Genomic DNA, 18,446 nt, shown 5'->3' with positions numbered 1-18,446 from the left:
TGCTGTTGCTGTTGCTGTTGCTGTTGCTCTGGCTCTTACATCCTTTTCGATGACGAAGTCAGCGGTCTTTTGATCTGCGCTTTTGATCTTGATCTGAAATCGCCCCGTCAAACACGATGGCCGGAATCTGACAGGGATTTGGGGGGGTAAACCGGCAGGGATGCCGGTTTAGCGGCGCTGGGCCAAGGATGGCCCATTGCGGCGGCCCCCCAAATCACTGGCGGATTGCGGGCATGCCGAGCCACAGCGAGGCACCGAGTGTTGGGGCGAATACTTTTTGGTTACTTTTGTGTCTCTCTCTACAAAAGTGACCCGCTGTAAGAGCGGAACCATAGGCAGCCGTTACCGCAGCAACGGATATGTACACCACCAAAAGACAACCCACAGCCTGATCTAGAGAGCCGTGGCGACGCCCTCATCACCCGCATACATCCACCGCAACAACGAATGCCGCCCGCTGATCCCCAGCTTGATCGCCGCCCGCTTGAGGTAACTTTCAATAGTGTTGACCTTCAACGCCAACTGCTCCGCCAACTCCGGTGCAGTTCTCCCGGCCAGCAAACCCACACACACATCCAGTTCTCGATTGGACAGGGTCAACCCCGATTGCACCAGACGTTCTTCAATGCGCCGACGCAAGGTTTCAAGCCCCTGATTTTCCGCGACCACAGGCGATCCGCCCTGGCGACACGGCTGGATCGCAGTGATGTGTTTCTCGACCATGGGCAGAAGCAGCGTCGAAAAATCCTCCAGCATGCTGCGTTCCTGTGGCGAAAAACTTTCCGACTGATGCGAGCGATACACCGACAACACATAACGCACATCGTCCTTGCGGCGTGTGAGGTGCAATTGGGCAGCGGGTTGTTCTTCGCCCAGCGCCGTCACCGAGTCGGTGTAGACCGGGCTGATCCGGCGTCGGGTGTGCCCTTCGGCACTGACCTGCAGTTGGGTGATATGGGTAGCGTCCACTGCCAGCTGGGTCAGGATCAAGTCATGCAGCATGCGCGGGAAATGGCGGCTGCCGGTGCTGGCGATGACCTTGCCTATATGAGGGAACAGGTGTGAGTTCATCAGTTCGTCCATGAATGTTGAGTGCAGGTATTCATCCTTATAGCGACGGGGTTTAACAAGGTAACCAATGTGAATAACCTACAGTGATAATGCACCCGCCGAGCACCTATGCTAGTACAGCCAGGGAAATGCATGGGGATCCAATCGGCAAAAAAAACAGATTAAAAACGCATAACGGCGGTCGGACCAGTCCGACCACCGTCTGTAGGAAAGGATTACCTCAACCGTAGGCCCTATTTCACGGCGTGTTCTTCCACCACGGCGCGGCCCGGTGCCGCACGCGTGCATTTGGCCAGGGCCTGGTGGATATCGGCCAACAGGTCGGCAATGTCTTCAAGCCCGACCGACAAACGCACCAGGCCTTCGCTGATGCCGTGCTGCGCGCGTTCTTCGGGGGTGTAGGTGGAGTGGGTCATGCTCGCCGGGTGCTGGGCGAGCGACTCGGCGTCACCCAGGCTGACGGCGCGGGTGAACAGGTTGAGGGCGTTCATAAAGCGCCGGCCGGTGTCGATGCCGCCCTTGAGTTCAAACGCGATCATGCCGCCGGACTGCTTCATCTGCCGCGCTGCCAGGGCGTATTGCGGGAAAGAGCGCAGGCCCGGGTAGGTGACCCACTGCACAGCAGGGTGTGCTTGCAACGCTTCGGCCACCGCCTGGGCGTTGCTGCAATGGCGGTCCATGCGCAGGGCCAGGGTCTTGAGGCCGCGCATCAGCAAGGATGCGTCCTGCGGCGACATCACCGCGCCGGTCAAGTCCTTGAGGCCTTGCAGGCGAATACGTTGTGCCAGCGCCTGGTTGCTCACGGCGATACCGGCGGTGATATCGCCATGGCCGCTGAGGTACTTGGTGGCCGAGTGCACCACCACATCGGCCCCCAGTTCCAGTGGCCTTTGCAGGTAGGGGGTGCAGTAGGTGTTGTCTACCACCACGGTGACATTTGGCTGTTGGTGCGCCAGCTCGGCCACGGCGGCGATGTCCACCAGACGCAGGTTGGGGTTGGCCGGGGTTTCGCAATAGACCATGCGGGTGGCAGGGGACAATGCCGCGCGCAGGGCGGCCAGGTCGGTGAGGTCGACGTGTCGCACCCGGATGCCGAACTCAGCAAGGCCATGGTGCAGCAGGGCAAAGGTGCAGCCATACAGGGTCTGGCTGACGATCACTTCATCGCCCGGGCGCAGCAGGGTCCAGAACGTTGCGGCAATCGCACCCATGCCGGAGCTGAAGGCCACGGCAGCTTCGCCGTTTTCCAGGGTTGCCATGCGTGATTCCAACAGTGCCAGGGTCGGGTTGGAAATGCGTGTGTAGAAGTGGCCGCTGACTTCCCCGGCAAAACAGGCAGCGCCATATTCGGCGGTGGGGAACGCGAAGGTGGCAGATAAATAGATCGGCGGTACGAGGGCGCCGTGATGGTCCTTGGGGTCGTAACCATGGTGGATGGCGCGGGTAGAAAAGCCGAATGTATTGTGTTTGTTGTTCATATCGGACGCTCCTTATTTCCTACAATGCTATGCTCATAACCAGAGTTGAACATTGCAAAAAACCCAGGAAAATCCCGGATTTCGGGGCGAATAATCGACAAAAACAACAAATAGAGGCACGTTATGCCCGTGAGTCTGGACCGCACCGACAAAGCCCTTTTAAACGCCTTGCAAGGTAATGCCCGCTTGACCGTGGCCGAACTTGCCGACCGCGTCGCCCTGACCACCTCGCCGTGCTGGCGACGGGTGCGCAACCTGGAGGAGAGCGGGGTGATCAGCGGCTATCAGGCGATTCTGTCGCCCAAGGCGCTGGGGTATGGCGTGACGGCGTTTGTCAGCATCATGATGGAAAGCCACACTCAGGAAATCGCCCGGGCATTCGAGCAACGGCTGCTGGAGATTCCCGAAGTTGTCGCCTGCCACAACGTGTCGGGGCGCTATGACTTTTTGCTCGAGGTGGTGGCCAAAGACCTGGAGTCGTTTGGCGAGTTTGCGCGTGAGGTGTTGCAGACGCTGCCGTGTGTTAAAGAAATCTACTCAAGTTTTTCCTATAAGTCGGTGCGGCCTTTACGGGTGATTCCGCTACCGGGCTGAAGCGGCCTCATGCACGCCCTCAGTCGACCTTCAAATACCCGCGTGGCGTGCTGCCGGTCATGCTTTTGAAGAAGGCGATCAACGCGCTGTCGCTGGCAAAGCCCAACTCGAACGCGCAGTAGCCCAGGTTGCGTCCGATGGCGAGCAGTTCGATGGCCCGCATCAGGCGCCACTGCTGGCGCCATTGCTGATAGCCAAGGCCGGTTTCCCGCAGGAAAATCCGGCCGATGGTCTTGGTGCTGGCACCTATCTGTTTTTCCAGGGCTTGCAGGGTCGGCGGTAACCTTTCCAGATCGGCGAGCAAGGGCGCCAGGCGTTTGTCCTGGGGCAAGGGCAGGAGCATCGGTTGTGCGGTGGCCGCCTGGATTTCATCCAGGCACAACGCCAGCAAATGCGCGTAGCGGCCCGTTTGCCAATCGGTGTCGAAGGGCGCCATCGCTATGGGTTCCAGCACGGCGCGCAGCAACGGGCTGACCTCGATCACCCCCACCTGTGCAGGCAATTGATCGGCCAGTGCCGGGCTCAGATACACCGAGCGATAGTCCACGGTTTTGTGCATCACCGCGCGATGCGGCACGCCACACGGGATCCACGCGGCGCGCGAAGGCGGCAGCAGGCACAGCTGGTTGTCCAGGGTGATACGGGTGCAGCCTTGGCGCGTGAACAGCAGTTGCCCGCGCTGGTGGCGGTGCAGGCCGGAGTCGTGATCACCGAGCAGGGCGGCAATGCCGATGACCGGCGCTGCCAGGTGGTCGGGATCGAAAGTAGCGTCGGTGGCGAGCCAGGCCATAGGTTGTCCGATTTGATGGGTAAATTGTCAAAGTCTGGATAATACTCCAATCGACAGTCCTTACACTTCTTGCGCTGTTTCAAGCAAAGGAGTTGGGGATGAAGGTTAAATTTTTTTTGCCACTGACGGTCGCGTTGCTGATGTTCCCGCAACTGGCCCAAACGCTCTACAGCCCAGCGCTGGAAGATATCGGCCGGGCGTTTGCGGTGGGGCCGGAGCGGGCCGGGCAGACGTTGTCGGTGTATTTCCTGGCGTTCGCTTTTGGCGTGGTGGTGTGGGGCCGGCTGTGTGATCGTTGGGGGCGGCGGCCGGTGATGCTGGCCGGGTTGGCTCTGTACGTGGCTGCCTCGGTGCTGGCCTTGGGCATGACCAGCTTCAACGGTTTGCTGCTGGCTCAGGCGTTGGCGGCGTTTGGCGCGGCGGTCGGTTCGGTGGTGACGCAGACCGTGCTGCGTGACCGTTTCAAGGGCGTGCAATTGGCCCAGGTATTTTCGCTGATGGGCATTGCCCTGGCCGCCAGCCCGGCCGTGGGCCTGTTCACGGGCGCCAGCCTGGTGCAGTTCTTCGGTTATCGCGGTGTGCTCAGTGGTTTGTTGCTGCTCTCGCTGAGCTTATGGGCGTGGTGCGTGTGGGCGTTGCCCGAGACGCGTCCAGCCTCGATGCCGACGGCCGCGCTGGGCCAGACGTTGCGGTTGCTGCTCAGGGATGCCGGGATCTGGCGTTCGGTGGGGCTGGTGGCGGCGTTCAATATTGCGCTGTTCAGCTATTACAGCGTGGGGCCATTCATCTTTTCGCGGCTGGGTTTGTCTGCCGCCGACTTCGGCTACAGCGGCGTCTTGCTGGCGCTGGGCTCCGGGTGTGGTGCGTGGCTGAACAAGCGACTGCTCAAGCGTGGGGTAAACGGCGAGCGATTAGTGCTGATCGCCGCCGGTGTCGCAGTGCTGGGTGGCTTGCTGGTCGTGCTGCTGCAACACAGCGGGTTATTTGTCTGGCCGATGCTGTTGGTGGTACTGGCATTCGGCATGGCCATCCCCAATGTGCTGGGGGCCGCGCTGGTGGCCTACCAAGATCGTCTGGGCACTGCCGCCGCGCTGTTTGGTTTGTTGTATTACCTGGTGATCGGCGCTGGGTTGACCCTGGTCGCCTGGGCCCAGGACCTGGGTTGGAGTCTGTTGGTCTGTGGTTTGGCGGCGCTGTGGCTGGCAGCGCCGCGCAGGCTCAGAAGTTAACCGAAGCACTCAGGCGCGCGGTCAAGGGCGCGCCCTGGAACAGGTAGTCGTCGCCCAGGTATTCACCCGCATCGCGCCAGTAGCGTTTGTCGAACAGGTTATCGACGCTGAGGCGGAACACGGTCTCATAGCCGTCGATTTTGGTGGTGTAGCGGCTGCCGACATTCACTACGGCGTAGTCGCCCACTTGCACATTGCCGGTGCGGTCGGCGTACTTCTTGGCGCTGTATTGCACGCCGCCCAACACGGCCAGCCCATTCATCCATGGCAGGGCGTAATCGGCATACAGGCTGGCGCGCAGTTTGGGGACGTTGAGCGCCTGGTGGCCTTCGTAGTCTGGCGTGCCGCTGTTGTTCACGCGGGCACGAATCGCCGCGACGCTGGTGGCGATCTGCAGGCGGTCGGTGGCCCAGCCGTTGGCGGAGAGTTCCAGGCCGGTGTTTTTTTGTTCGCCTTGTTGGACGTAGATAAACTCGAGGCCTTCGGGTTTTGCGTATTGATAGGCCTGGCGGGTCTGGAATACGGCGGCGGCGAAGCTGATGCGGTGCCAGTCGTATTTCACGCCGGCTTCGATTTGCCGGGACACGGTTGGGGCCAGGGTTTCATCGGGAATTCGGGCAAACCACGGTGCCGTGCCGCCCAATGACAAGCCCTTGCTGTAGCTGGTGTACAGCGAGATATTTTCCACGGGTTTATAGATCAACGAAGCTTGAGGCAGGAATACGTATTGCTGGGTGTGGCGCGCCTGGTTGCCTTGGTCATCGTAGGCTTTTTCATCCAGACGCACTTCGCGCCCACCAATGATGGTTTGCCATTGCTCGTTGAAGCGGATGCGGTCGGTGACGAACAGGCCGTACTGACGGCTGTCGAGGTTGCGATGGCTGGGGTACAGCGGCTTATCAGTAGGCTCGAAGGTCGGTGCGTCTTGGTTGATATTACCGCTGCCGATGTATTCGTTGACGGACTTGCGCTTGTCGATCACCCGGCGAAACGCGCTGGTGCCGAAAGTCAGTTCATGGCCCAGGCTGCCGGTGTCGAACAGGCCTGTTATTGCCGCCTGTACTTCATCATCACGGCGGGTGTCGTCGGGGCTGCGGTAGTCGTAGACGTCGTAGTCGCCTTCCGGGCTGAAGGTGTTGGCGTTGCAGCTACCGACGTAGTAACAGCCCCAGGCAAACGAGCTGTAATCATCAATCACCACTTTGCTGTGGGCGGCACTGAGGCTGCCTTTCCACTGATCACTGAAGCGGTATTCAAACTTGCCATTGAGGTTCAGCGAATCGATGCCGACCTGATGGGAACCACTCTGGTGCCCCAGCAATTTCTTCGGTGACGCGTCATGGGGCACTTCGGTGCCGCCCAGCAGTTGATAACCCGGCACGGAGCGCTGTTGCTTGTTCTGGTATTCCGCGTCCAGTTGCAGCACCGCGTCGGGGCTGATGTTCCAGTCGAAGGCCAGGGACACAAAATCGCGCTGGCCATCGGCGTGCTCGACATACGAATTGAGGTCTTCGTGGGCGACGTTGGCGCGCAGGCCGAATTGCTGCTCGCTGCCAAACCAGCCACCCACGTCGGTGGCTATGTAACCGCTGCCTCGGTCATCGGTGGACACGGTAACCGAGCGCACATCTTCCGGGCGTTTTGTCACGTAGTTGATCACGCCGCTGGGTTCGGAAATACCGCTTTGCAAACCCGCCAGGCCCTTGAGCACTTCGACCTGCTGCTTGTTTTCCAGGGCGACGTTTTGCTCGCCAGTGATGGTGCGGCCGTTGATTTTGTAGCTGCTCGCGGCGTTCAGTGAGAAGCCGCGGATCACGAAGTTTTCGTAGTAGCCGATGGGGGCGTAGCTGTCGCCTACCGAGGCGTCGTTGCGTAGCACTTCGCTGAGCAGCCGCGCCTGCTGGTCTTTGATCAGTTCGGCGTTGATCACGGTGATTGATGCCGGAGTGTCCAGCAACGGCGCTTCGTTGAAGCCGCCGACCGAGGCGCTGTTGGTGCGATAGCCGGAGTCTTCCTGGCCCTGGACGTTTACCGCCGGTAGTTCGATTTCAGCGGCCATGCTGTTGCCCAGGCTGCCGCTGAGTAGCAGGCCAAGGGCGAAACGTGAGGTAACGACGGGACGAAAACGCACAACCATGGGGGTAGGGCCTTAAAGCGCAGGGCGGGGGGCGCATAAGCTAGGGGGATGTGCTGGGATTTACAAGTTATTGAGAATGGTTGTGTTGTGTACATATCCGTTGCTGCGGTAACGGCTGAGTAGGGTTCCGCTCTTACAGCGGGTCACTTTTGGCAAACGCCCGGAATGCCGGCCCAGCCAAAAGTAACCAAAAGGTCTTCGCCCCACCACTCGGTGCCTCGCTTAGGCTCGGTGTGCCAGAACGAAGGCTTGAATCCGTGGTTAACGGGGCGCCTCAGATCAAGATCAAAATCTACAGCACGGCGGCCTAGTAGCCGACCTGAGTGGTTGAATCAAAAGCGAAAGGCGGATTTGCATACACTGAAGAGCTGCTTTTCTGTGGGAGCTGGCTTGCCTGCGATGCAGACACCTCGGTACATCAGGTACACCGAGTTGACGCTATCGCAGGCAAGCCAGCTCCCACCTTTGACCGAGTATGGCTCTGCTGTTGCTGCGGCTCTTACGTCCTTTGGCCCCCAGGTCAGTACCAAAAACACCCGTCAACCCAAACGCCTGAGCGTCTCACTGGGCAACTCCCGAAACAACGCCCGATAACTCTGCGAAAACCGCCCCAAGTGCCAGAACGACCAGTTCATCGCCACCTCAGCCACCGTAGCCCGAGTCGAGCTCAACAACTCACGCCGCGCCCCGTTCAGTCGGCGCAAACGCAACCACTGCGCCGGGCTCATTCCGGTGTAGGTCTTAAAGCCTTGCTGCAATTGGCGTAACGGCACACCGGCGATCTGCGCCAGTTCCAGCAGGTTGACGGTTTCATCCGGCGCATCCGCCGCCCATTCACCGATACGCGCCATCAACAGGCGCTCGTCGCTGCGCCGCTGCAACGAGCTGCGGTCCAGGCACACACAAGCGTTGTCGAGAATAAACAGGCAGTCATCAAGCAATTGCTGGGTGAGGGCATCACGGCTGATAGGGTCAGTCAGCGCGGACAGCCGTGTCAGCGTGCCACTGAGCCAACGGGTGAACAGCGCGTTCTGCTGGCACGTCAACGGTGCCATGAACAACCCCTCAAGTTTCGCCACATCCAAACCATGGCGCTGCACGAACTGAGGGCCGAATACCACCGCGACTTCGCGGTAGTTTTCCGGGGTGATCCAGGTGTTGCGGCTCTCGCCATTGAGCATGTACAGCGCGTTGTCGCTGCCATCGAAACAGAACGCCAGGGAGCCCGGTGGCGCATTGAAATGCTGCTCCACGCGAGTGTTCATGCACTCTTCGTAAACCTCGACGCCGTGCAGGTCGAGGTAGCGGATCTGCCCGGCAAAATGCCCTGGGGACATCTGCTGGTACTGCTGCACCCAACCGGGTGTCGCACTGCATTGAGCGGCCACATCACCGGTGGTGAAGGCCTGTACGCGCAAAGCTGTTGCCTGTGTCATGGGTAACCTGGGCGCACTCTATTGGTGCGTTATGGTTCGTGCAAAGTGGATAGATGCCGTTTGAAGGCTGGCCCAAGATAGACCTCAATGCGCCGGGAGTACAAGTCGGCGCGTGCAACCAACCCATGACGAGGTCCTTATGAACGCCCCCTTCGATCAGCTGTCCGCCTGGCTGAAAGAACACAAGATTACCGAAGTCGAGTGCGTGATCAGTGATTTGACTGGCATCGCACGCGGCAAAATTGCGCCCACCAACAAGTTCCTGCATGAGCGAGGCATGCGCCTGCCGGAGAGTGTGCTGCTGCAAACGGTGACCGGGGACTTTGTCGACGACGATATCTACTACGACCTGCTCGACCCTGCCGACATCGACATGATCTGCCGGCCGGTGTCCAACGCCACTTACGTGGTGCCGTGGGCGATCGAACCCACCGCCATCGTGATCCATGACACCTTCGACAAGCAGGGCAACCCCATCGAGTTGTCGCCGCGTAACGTGTTGAAAAAAGTCCTGCAACTGTACACCGACAAAGGTTGGCAGCCGATTGTCGCGCCAGAAATGGAGTTCTACCTGACCCAGCGCTGCGAAGACCCGGACCTGCCGCTGAAAACCCCGGTGGGCCGTTCGGGCCGGGCCGAAACCGGGCGCCAGTCGTTTTCCATCGACGCCGCCAACGAATTCGACCCGCTGTTCGAAGACGTCTATGACTGGTGTGAACTGCAGGGTCTGGACCTTGACACGCTGATCCACGAAGACGGCCCGGCGCAGATGGAAATCAACTTCCGCCATGGCGATGCCCTCGACCTGGCCGACCAGATCACCGTGTTCAAACGCACCCTGCGTGAAGCCGCGCTCAAGCACAACGTGGCCGCGACCTTTATGGCCAAGCCAGTGGCCGACGAACCGGGCAGCGCCATGCACCTGCACCAGAGCGTGGTGGAGATCGCCACCGGCAAGCCGGTGTTCGTCGACGCCGACGGCAAGATGAGCCAGCTGTTCTTGCATCACATCGGCGGCTTGCAAAAGTACATTCCCAAACTGCTGCCGATGTTCGCGCCGAACGTGAACTCGTTCCGCCGCTTTTTGCCGGACACCTCGGCGCCGGTCAACGTGGAGTGGGGCGAAGAAAACCGCACCGTCGGCCTGCGTGTGCCGACCTCCAGCCCCGACGCGATGCGCGTGGAAAACCGCCTGCCGGGCGCGGATGCCAACCCCTACCTGGCGATTGCCGCGAGCTTGCTGTGCGGCTACCTGGGCATGATCGAGCAAATTGAGCCGAGCGCGCCGGTGGAAGGCCGCGCCTATGAGCGCCGCAACCTGCGCTTGCCGTTCACCCTCGAAGATGCCTTGGCGCGCATGGAGGACTGCGACACGGTCAAGCAGTACCTGGGCGATAAGTTCGTGCGTGGCTATGTGGCGGTCAAGCGCGCCGAGCACGAGAATTTCAAGCGAGTGATCAGTTCCTGGGAGCGTGAGTTCCTGCTGTTGAGCGTCTAAAAAACCAATAAAGGGGTGTCGATATGCGTCTTGTGAAAAAGCTTCTCCCGCTGGCTCTTGTCGCGGCGTTCAGCAGCAGCGGCCAGGCCGCCCAGACGGTCAGCGTCTATAACTGGACCGACTACATAGGCGAGACCACCTTGGCCGATTTCCAGGCCAAGACCGGGATCAAGGTGATCTATGACGTGTTCGACTCCAACGAAACCCTGGAAGGCAAGTTGCTCGCCGGGCGCACCGGCTATGACGTGGTGGTGCCGTCCAACCACTTCCTGGCACGCCAGGTAAAAGCCGGTGCGTTCTTGAAACTCGACCGCTCGCAGTTGCCCAACTTCAAGAACCTCGACCCCAAACTGCTCAAGCTGCTGGAGAAAAACGACCCCGGCAACGCGCACTCGGTGCCGTACCTGTGGGGCACCAACGGCATCGGCTACAACGTCGACAAGGTCAAGCAAGTGCTGGGGATCGACCACATCGACTCATGGGCGGTGCTGTTTGAGCCCGAGAACATCAAGAAGCTGCACGAGTGCGGCGTGGCTTTTCTCGATTCAGCCGATGAGCTGTTCCCGGCGATTCTCAATTACATGGGCAAAGACCCGCGCAGCGAAAACCCCGAGGACTACAAACAGGCCGAAGCCAAGCTGCTGACGTTGCGCCCGTACATCACCTACTTCCATTCGTCCAAGTACATCTCGGACCTGGCCAACGGCGATATCTGCGTGGCCTTCGGCTATTCAGGCGACGTATTTCAAGCCGCCAACCGCGCCAAGGAAGCCAGGAACGGCGTGAACATCGCCTACTCGATTCCCAAGGAAGGCTCCAACCTGTGGTTCGACTTGCTGGCGATTCCTGCCGACGCCGGGAACCCGAAAGAGGCCCACGCCTTCATCAATTATTTGCTCGACCCAGAGGTGATCGCCAAGGTCAGTGCCGCGGTCGGTTATGCCAACGCCAACCCGGCGGCCAAGCCCTTTATGGCGCCGGAGCTGGTCAACAACCCTGAGGTGTACCCGTCCCAGGAAGTGCTCGACAAACTCTATATTTCCACCACGCCGACCCCGGCGACCATGCGCCTGATGACCCGCGCCTGGAGCAAAGTGAAGACCAACAAATGATCCCGTCCAATGACCACGCCCGGTCCTACTACCGGGCTTCGGCCAATACCATGCCGGAGCGCCCGTCACTGGGCGCCGACCTGAGCGCCGATGTGTGCGTGATAGGCGGCGGGTTCACTGGCGTCAACACCGCCATCGAACTGGCCCAGCGCGGGCTCTCGGTGATCCTGCTGGAGGCCCGGCGCATCGGCTGGGGCGCCAGTGGGCGTAATGGCGGGCAACTGATTCGTGGTATCGGCCATGATGTGTCGGGGTTCGCCAAGTATGTGGGTGAGGAGGGCGTGCGTTACCTGCAGCACGCCGGGATCGACTCGGTGGCGCTGGTGGGCGAGCGTATCGCCCAGCACAACATTGACTGCGATTTGCGTTGGGGCTTTTGCGAACTGGCCAACACCCCGGCGCAGTTTGCCGCGTTCAAGGGCGAGCAGGCCGGCCTGGCAGCGCTGGGTTATGCCCCTGAAACCCGCCTGGTCGGCCCGCAAGACATGGCGCAGGTGGTGGGCTCCAGCGTCTACGCTGGCGGCCTGGTGGACATGGGCTCCGGGCACTTGCACCCGTTGAACCTGGTGCTGGGCGAGGCGCAGGTGGCCGAGTCGCTCGGGGTGAAGATTTTCGAACAGACCCAGGTGCTGGAGCTTGTACACGGCGATACGGTGCAGGTGCGTTGCGCCGGCGGCACGGTGCGCGCGGCTAATCTGGTACTGGCTTGTAACGCGCACTTGGAGGAACTGGAACCGCGCTTGAGCGGTAAGGTACTGCCGGCGGGCAGCTACATCATCGCCACCGAGCCTCTGTCGGTCGAATTGGCCCAGCAGTTGATTCCGCAAAACCTCGCCCTGTGCGATCAGAAAGTCGGGCTCGATTACTACCGGCTCTCGGCTGACCGGCGCCTGCTGTTCGGCGGCGCCTGCCATTACTCGGGGCGTGACCCTGCGGATATTGCCGCGTATATGCAGCCCAAGTTGCTCAAGGTGTTCCCGCAGTTGGCAGGCACCGCCATCGAGTTCCAGTGGGGCGGCAAGATCGGCATCACCGCCAACCGCTTTCCCCAGGTCGGGCGCCTCAAGCACTACCCGAATGTGTTCTACGCCCAAGGCTATTCCGGGCATGGCCTGAACGTGACCCATTGGTGCGCGCGCCTGCTTGCCGAAGGCATTCACGCCGGTGCAAGCCACGGCCTGGATATCTTCAGCCAAGTGCCACACATGACCTTCCCCGGCGGCAAGGCCCTGCGCTCGCCGCTGCTGGCGTTGGGGATGCTGTGGTATCGGTTGCGGGAAATGCTCTGACTGGCAGCCGCGTTTAACCGGATGAGCCTGAGGCGGAAAGATTGAGGTAAGGGCGTGAGTGGCTGACATTGGACCGAGTATGTCCGGGGCGATGAGGTTACCCGTTGCCCTGGCCTTCACAGGCTTTCAGTCAGCACCTTCCTGAACGTTTCCACCAAAGGCCGCAAATTAACCCGGTGCCATGCCGCCCACAGCGGCGTGGTGTAGGTCAGCCATGGCAGTTCACGCAACACCACGCCAGGCGGCGCATTGCGGCTCAACCCTTTTTGCACCATCGCCACACCCAACCCCGAGGCGACGAGGCCGAGGGCGGTAAACGGCTCACTGGCTTCCATGGGAATCTGCGGCGTAAAACCAGCACGAATGCACGCCGCCACAAAGTCATCCGCCGGGTTGGCGCCAGGCTTGCGTTGCACGCCGATCCACTCCTGATCAGCCAGATGCTCGGGTAACAACTCGCTGTGGCGCGCCAATGCATGATGTTCCGGCAGCGCCAGCAGCATCGGGTCGTCCAGCACCTGCAGCGCCGTCAGGTCCGGGTCATCGGTGGCCGGTGGCTCGCCGACCAGGGCAATGTCGAGGCTGCGTTGACGCAAGCCTTCGAGCTGTTCCAGCGACGGCAAGTTGTACAGCTTGATATGCACGGTAGGCCGGTCATCCCTCAATACGCGCAACGCATTGGGCAGCACGCCGGCGTGCATCGCGTTTTCGATGTAGCCGATGCACAAGCCGCCTTCTTCGCCGCGTCCCAGGCGTTTGCCCAAGGATTCCAAGCGATTGGCGTGGGTCAACAGCGCCTTGGTTTCCGCCAGGAACGTCTGGCCATCGCGGGTCAGGCGGATGCGCTGCTGGCTGCGTTCGAACAAGGTCAGGCCCAGGCGCTCTTCAAGCTGGGCGATCTGGCGGCTCAGCGGTGACTGCGAGATATGCAGGCGCTCGGCGGCACGGCCGACGTGTTCTTCTTCCGCGACCACTTCGAAGTAGCGCAGTTGGCGAAGATCAATCATGTGTAAGACCTTTCAGGACTCAAGTTGGTCGCAGTATGTCTTGGACGGTCCGATCTATGCAATCTAGGATCTGCTCAACGGTCACAGCGACCCACAACCGATTGAGGACCCACCATGAGCTTGAAAGACAAATTGCCCGGCCCGCTGGGCTTCGGCACCGCACCGCTGGGCAATATGTTCCGCGCAATTGCCGAAGACGAAGCCCAGGCCACCGTCGAGGCTGCCTGGAACCACGGCGTGCGTTACTTCGACACCGCTCCCTTTTACGGCTCGGGCCTGTCGGAAATTCGCCTGGGCCAGGCGCTGTCGCAGTACAACCGCGATGACTTCGTGCTCAGCACCAAAGTTGGCCGGGTGATTCTCGATGAAGTCGAAGAAAGCGCCCGCGACCTCGGCGAAAAAAGCGGCGTGTTCGAACACGGCCGCCCCAACAAGATGGTCAATGACTACAGTGCCGACGCCACTTTGCGTTCCATCGAAAACAGCCTCGAGCGCCTGCAAACCGACCGCCTGGACATCGTGTGGATTCACGACATCGCCCAGGACTTTTACGGCGACCAATGGCTGGACTACTTCAACCAGGCCCGCACCGGCGCCTTCAAGGTGCTGACCCGCCTGCGCGAAGAAGGCGTGATCAAGGCCTGGGGCCTGGGCGTCAACCGCGTTGAACCCTGCGAGTTGACCCTTGACCTCAGCGAAGCCCGGCCCGATGGCTTCCTGCTGGCCGGCCGCTACACTTTGCTGGACCACGAACGTGCCTTGCAGCGTTTGATGGACGCAGCCTTGGCGCAGAATGTCGAGATCGTCGTCGGCGGGCCTTACAGCTCCGGCATTCTGGCCGGTGGCGCGCACTTCGAATACCAGCAGGCGAGCCCCGCGATCATCGATAAAGTCGAGCAGATCAAGGCGATTGCCCAGGCGTTTGGGGTAAGTATAAAAGCCGCAGCCCTGCAATTTTCCCTGGCGCATCCGGCCGTGGCGGCGGTGATTCCAGGTGCCAGTCGTCCGGGGCGGATTGCCGAAGACGTTGCGGCGTTGTCAGAGAAGATCCCGGCAGCCTTCTGGCAGGCGCTGCGCGAGGCCCGGTTGATTTCGGCCCGTGCGCCTCTGCCGCTCTAACTTCAGGAGTACCACCGATGAACATTGATGTAAGCGGCAAAGTAGCTATCGTCAGCGGCAGCACCGCCGGTATTGGCCTGGGCATCAGCCAGGCGCTGGCCGCCTGCGGTGCCACCGTGGTGGTGATCGGGCGCGAATCGGGCAAGGTCGACGATGCGCTGGCAAGCATTCGCCAGGCGGTGCCGGGCGCTGATCTGCGCGGGCTGGTGGCGGATCTTGGCACCGCCGAAGGCGCCGCGAAACTGTTCGCCGCCGAACCGCGTGCCGACATCCTGGTCAACAACCTCGGCATCTTCAACGATGTGGATTTCTTTGATGCGCCCGACAGCGAGTGGACCCGCTTCTATGAGGTCAATGTGATTTCCGGCGTGCGCCTGGCACGGCATTACACGCCCGGCATGGTCGAGCAGGGCTGGGGGCGGGTGATCTTCGTGTCGTCGGAGTCCGGCGTGGCCACACCGGCCGACATGATCAACTACGGCGTGACCAAAAGCGCCAACCTCGCGGTTTCCCATGGCCTGGCCAAGCGCTTGGCGGGCACCGGCGTGACGGTTAACGCAGTGCTGCCGGGGCCGACCTTTACCGACGGCCTGGAGCAGATGCTCAAGGACGCCACACAAAAGTCCGGGCGCAGTGCGCGGGACGAGGCCGACGTATTTGTACGTAACGCACGGCCGACCTCGATCATCCAGCGCGCGGCGAATGTGGATGAAGTGGCGAACCTGGTGGCGTACATTGCTTCACCGCTGTCCTCTGCAACCACAGGCGCTGCGCTGCGGGTCGACGGTGGTGTGGTCGACAGCATGGCGATCTGAAGTCTTATTTTTCCTGGAGTATTTAGTGTGGCGACAGCTTCTTCTGTAATTGAAATCCCGGTTTCGGCCGATCAGGTCTGGCAATTGGTCGGTGGCTTCAACGCGCTACCGGATTGGCTGCCGTTTATCGTCAAGAGCGAGCCGAGCGAGGGCGGGCGCGTGCGCCACCTGCAAACCGCAGATGGCGGTGTGGTAGTCGAGCGTTTGCAGCGTTTTGATAACGTGGCACGCAACTACAGCTACACCATCGAGCAATCGCCGTTTCCGGTGAGTGCTTACCTTGCGACCTTGCAGGTTGAGGCGCTCACCGACAGCTCGGCGAAAGTGACCTGGTCCGGCGTGTTCACCCCGGCAGCCGGGACCACGGACGCGGCGGTGGAAGAGTTGTTCACCGGTGTTTACAGCGGCGGCCTCGAAGCGCTGCGCGCCAACTTCTAACTAACCGGCAAAGCCGTTCCAATGTGGGAGCTGGCTTGCCTGCGATAGCGGAGTGTCAGGCACTGCAAATTTGCCGGGTACATCGTCATCGCAGGCAAGCCAGCTCCCACACGGTTTTGTAGCGCCTGGAGATGATCGTTCCCACGCTCTGCGTGGGAATGCCTCTTGTGACGCGGAGCGTCACGCTGTGGGACGCGGAGCGTCCTGGGCTGCATTCCCACGCGGAGCGTGGGAACGATCAGGCTTCGGGCATCAACTGCTGCCGACACTCCAGCACCAACCGCGCACCGCCACGCTGGCTGCTGCCAACCTCCAGCTTGAACCCGTGCAAGTTGATGATCGCCGCCACAATCGACAGGCCCAAACCGAAGCCGCCTTGCTGGTCGCTTTCATCCACGCGATAAAAACGCTGGAACACCGCATCACGTTCCGCCGCCGGAATACCCGGCCCGGAGTCGTGCACTTCGATGCGCGTGCTGCCGCCGTCATTCACACCACGCAAGATCACCTCGCCACCGGCGGGCGAGAACTTGATCGAGTTGCTCAGCAGGTTGGCCAAGGCTTCGAACAGCAGCGCACGGTCGCCGGTGATCCACGGCAGCGCTTCGGGCACTTCGAGGCGCAACTGCAATTCGCCTTCCTCGGCCAACGGCAGATAAAAGTCATGCAGCTCGCGCAGCAGTGGCAACGGGTCCATTACCAGGAAACCCGAGCGGCGCTGGTGGTCTTCCAGCTCCGAGATGCGCAATAGCCCGCGAAAGCGCGCCATCAGCGTGTCGGTCTCGGCGATGGCGTCGTCGAGCTTCACCGCGTACACCGAGTTTTCCTCGGCTTCCTGCTTGATGCGGTAAAGCTGCGCGCGCAAGCGTGTCAGCGGAGTGCGCAGGTCGTGGGCAATGTTGTCGCACACGCCCTTGACCTCGTTCATCAGCTTCTCGATGCGGTCGAGCATGGCGTTGACGATGGCCGCGAGCATGTCCAGCTCATCACGGCGATTCGACAGCGGCAAACGGTGGGTCAGGTCGCCGGCGACGATAGCCTCGGCGCTGGCCTGGATCCCGCGAATACGCCGCAGCGGGCGGCGGCGCAGCAAATGCCAACCGGCCGCGCCGGGAATAATCGTCAACGACAGCGCCCACAGCAGCGCATGCCAGATGATCCGGGTGACGCCGAACAGCGAACCGTTGGCTCGCACCAGCACCAGCCAGCGGCCGTCTTCGGTGTGGGTGGCGACGGCGTCGCAGCTGTCTTTGGGCAGTTTGGGGTCGTCGGACTCGACGCAATTGGCCAGCGCGTGGATCTTGCCGTCCAGCGGCAAGTCCGGCGGCACGGCGCGAATCGGCCCGCTCAGGGGGCGAAATTGCTCATCGAACAGGCCATAGGCGTCCACGCCCTTCATGTCGAAGGTCATGCTGGTGGTCAGGGCTTCCACCAGTTCTTCGCCGTCGAAACGCTGAAACAAGTGCTGGCGCTGCATCAACGAGTGGCGGGACAGGTCGCCCAGGTAACCCGACACTTCGAAATACAGCACCCCCATGAGGATGCAACTCCAGGCCACGAACAGCGAACTGTAGAGCGCCAGCAAGCGGCTGCTGGAGGAGCGCCAGCCCTTAGAGGGGTTCAGCAATGACATAACCGGAACCTCGTACCGTGCGGATCAGCGGTGTGAGGCCCGGTGGATCGATTTTCTTGCGCAGGCGACCGATATGCACATCGATCAGGTTGGTGCCCGGGTCGAAGTGATAACCCCAGACTTCCTCGAAGATCATCATCCGCGACAGGATCTGCCCGGTGTTGCGCATCAGAAACTCAAGCAGTTTGTATTCGGTGGGCAGCAGGCTCAGCGGCTGCTCGGCACGGCTGGCTTCGCGGCTGATCAGGTTCAGTTCCAGGTCGGCCACGCGCAGGGCGGTTTCGAACTCCTTGACCGTGCTTTTGCGCCGCAGCAGGACTTCGACACGGGCAGCCATTTCGTCGGAGGCGAACGGCTTGGTCAAGTAGTCATCACCACCGGCCCGCAGGCCGCGCACGCGTTCGTCGACATCGGAGAGGGCGCTGATCATCAAGATCGGCGTCGACACCCCGATGGTGCGCAGGGTCGTGACGATGGCCAGGCCATCCAGCTCCGGCAGCATCCGGTCGAGGGTGATCAGATCGTAATCACCACTCACAGCGCGGACCAGGCCTTCGCGGCCGTTGTCCACCCAATCCACGTCCAGTCCATGGCTACTCAGCTCGGCGACGATCTCGCGGGCCGTTACGGCGTCATCCTCGATGGTCAAAATACGGGTCATAGGATTACCTGGTGAGCGATTCACACTAGAAGTGGGGTCATTTTGCCAAGAAGTAGCTGAATGTTTCCTAAATTAAACTTCATCTTGGCAAAACCACCACAAATATCCGGGTTGCACACAATCATTGTGGGAGCTGGCT

General features: G+C 61.0%; 16 protein-coding genes. 8 read left to right on the top strand and 8 right to left on the bottom strand.

What is annotated here, in order from left to right:
• Window positions 1-393 precede the first annotated feature (393 nt).
• The gene (locus GIW28_RS23365; protein ID WP_026013668.1) at window positions 394-1,071 is read right to left on the bottom strand and encodes a helix-turn-helix transcriptional regulator; all 678 of its coding nucleotides are present in this window, start codon (window positions 1,069-1,071) and stop codon (window positions 394-396) included.
• 233 nt (window positions 1,072-1,304) lie between these two features.
• A complete protein-coding gene (locus tag GIW28_RS23360) occupies window positions 1,305-2,549 on the bottom strand; it encodes a methionine gamma-lyase (RefSeq protein WP_177034982.1) in 1,245 nt (414 codons plus the stop codon).
• A 123-nt stretch (window positions 2,550-2,672) separates the two neighbouring features.
• Between GIW28_RS23360 and GIW28_RS23355 the strand changes: the two genes are divergently transcribed.
• Window positions 2,673-3,143: an Lrp/AsnC family transcriptional regulator gene (locus GIW28_RS23355; RefSeq protein ID WP_017136655.1), complete on the top strand. Its 471-nt coding sequence runs from the start codon at window positions 2,673-2,675 to the stop codon at window positions 3,141-3,143.
• Window positions 3,144-3,162: 19 nt separating this feature from the next.
• Here the strand turns inward: GIW28_RS23355 and GIW28_RS23350 are convergent, their stop codons facing one another.
• Window positions 3,163-3,933 carry an AraC family transcriptional regulator gene (locus GIW28_RS23350; protein WP_236448001.1) on the bottom strand — a complete coding sequence of 257 codons (771 nt, stop codon included), beginning with the start codon at window positions 3,931-3,933 and terminating at the stop codon, window positions 3,163-3,165.
• Between the two features lie 98 nt (window positions 3,934-4,031).
• On the opposite strand from GIW28_RS23350, the gene GIW28_RS23345 reads away from it, so the two are divergent.
• Complete coding sequence (locus tag GIW28_RS23345) at window positions 4,032-5,162, top strand: MFS transporter (protein ID WP_138453900.1); 1,131 nt, start codon at window positions 4,032-4,034, stop codon at window positions 5,160-5,162.
• Here the strand turns inward: GIW28_RS23345 and GIW28_RS23340 are convergent.
• Window positions 5,152-7,299 (bottom strand): TonB-dependent siderophore receptor, encoded by a 2,148-nt coding sequence (locus tag GIW28_RS23340; protein WP_236459045.1) that lies wholly within the window; start codon window positions 7,297-7,299, stop codon window positions 5,152-5,154. The two genes, GIW28_RS23345 and GIW28_RS23340, sit on opposite strands and share 11 nt — an antisense overlap.
• A 539-nt stretch (window positions 7,300-7,838) precedes the next feature.
• Window positions 7,839-8,735: a helix-turn-helix domain-containing protein gene (locus GIW28_RS23335; RefSeq protein ID WP_236447503.1), complete on the bottom strand. Its 897-nt coding sequence runs from the start codon at window positions 8,733-8,735 to the stop codon at window positions 7,839-7,841.
• 139 nt (window positions 8,736-8,874) lie between these two features.
• Between GIW28_RS23335 and GIW28_RS23330 the strand changes: the two genes are divergently transcribed.
• The 3 genes from GIW28_RS23330 to GIW28_RS23320 are packed head-to-tail and all read left to right on the top strand — an operon-like array spanning window position 8,875 to window position 12,634.
• A complete protein-coding gene (locus tag GIW28_RS23330; RefSeq protein ID WP_017135352.1) occupies window positions 8,875-10,233 on the top strand; it encodes a glutamine synthetase family protein in 1,359 nt (452 codons plus the stop codon).
• A gap of 23 nt (window positions 10,234-10,256) precedes the next feature.
• Window positions 10,257-11,345 (top strand): polyamine ABC transporter substrate-binding protein, encoded by a 1,089-nt coding sequence (locus tag GIW28_RS23325; protein ID WP_169987705.1) that lies wholly within the window; start codon window positions 10,257-10,259, stop codon window positions 11,343-11,345.
• Window positions 11,342-12,634 (top strand): NAD(P)/FAD-dependent oxidoreductase, encoded by a 1,293-nt coding sequence (locus tag GIW28_RS23320; RefSeq protein ID WP_017135353.1) that lies wholly within the window; start codon window positions 11,342-11,344, stop codon window positions 12,632-12,634. The genes GIW28_RS23325 and GIW28_RS23320 overlap by 4 nt, the downstream gene beginning before the upstream one ends.
• A 116-nt stretch (window positions 12,635-12,750) precedes the next feature.
• On the opposite strand, the gene GIW28_RS23315 is transcribed toward GIW28_RS23320, so the two are convergent.
• On the bottom strand, window positions 12,751-13,641 hold the full coding sequence (locus tag GIW28_RS23315) for a LysR substrate-binding domain-containing protein (RefSeq protein ID WP_017135354.1): 891 nt from the start codon (window positions 13,639-13,641) through the stop codon (window positions 12,751-12,753).
• A gap of 114 nt (window positions 13,642-13,755) precedes the next feature.
• On the opposite strand from GIW28_RS23315, the gene GIW28_RS23310 reads away from it, so the two are divergent.
• The 3 genes from GIW28_RS23310 to GIW28_RS23300 are packed head-to-tail and all read left to right on the top strand — an operon-like array spanning window position 13,756 to window position 16,013.
• Complete coding sequence (locus GIW28_RS23310) at window positions 13,756-14,760, top strand: aldo/keto reductase (protein ID WP_177034354.1); 1,005 nt, start codon at window positions 13,756-13,758, stop codon at window positions 14,758-14,760.
• 17 nt (window positions 14,761-14,777) lie between these two features.
• Window positions 14,778-15,575, top strand: a complete 798-nt coding sequence (locus GIW28_RS23305) for an SDR family NAD(P)-dependent oxidoreductase (protein WP_017135356.1) — start codon at window positions 14,778-14,780, stop codon at window positions 15,573-15,575.
• 27 nt (window positions 15,576-15,602) lie between these two features.
• Entirely contained in the window at window positions 15,603-16,013 is a 411-nt protein-coding gene (locus GIW28_RS23300) for an SRPBCC family protein (protein ID WP_017135357.1), read from the top strand.
• Window positions 16,014-16,251: 238 nt separating this feature from the next.
• Here the strand turns inward: GIW28_RS23300 and GIW28_RS23295 are convergent, their stop codons facing one another.
• Together GIW28_RS23295 and GIW28_RS23290 are read right to left on the bottom strand one after the other, a co-directional pair.
• Entirely contained in the window at window positions 16,252-17,646 is a 1,395-nt protein-coding gene (locus tag GIW28_RS23295; RefSeq protein ID WP_099550136.1) for a sensor histidine kinase, read from the bottom strand.
• The gene (locus tag GIW28_RS23290; RefSeq protein WP_003219726.1) at window positions 17,624-18,307 is read right to left on the bottom strand and encodes a response regulator transcription factor; all 684 of its coding nucleotides are present in this window, start codon (window positions 18,305-18,307) and stop codon (window positions 17,624-17,626) included. The genes GIW28_RS23295 and GIW28_RS23290 overlap by 23 nt, the downstream gene beginning before the upstream one ends.
• Between the last annotated feature and the right edge of the window lie 139 nt (window positions 18,308-18,446).

Source organism: Pseudomonas sp. PA-5-4B (assembly GCF_021606215.1).
Taxonomy (GTDB): Bacteria; Pseudomonadota; Gammaproteobacteria; order Pseudomonadales; family Pseudomonadaceae; genus Aquipseudomonas; species Aquipseudomonas edaphica.
Note: the sequence above shows the minus strand (reverse complement) of the source record. Positions and strands in the feature narration are given on the sequence as shown.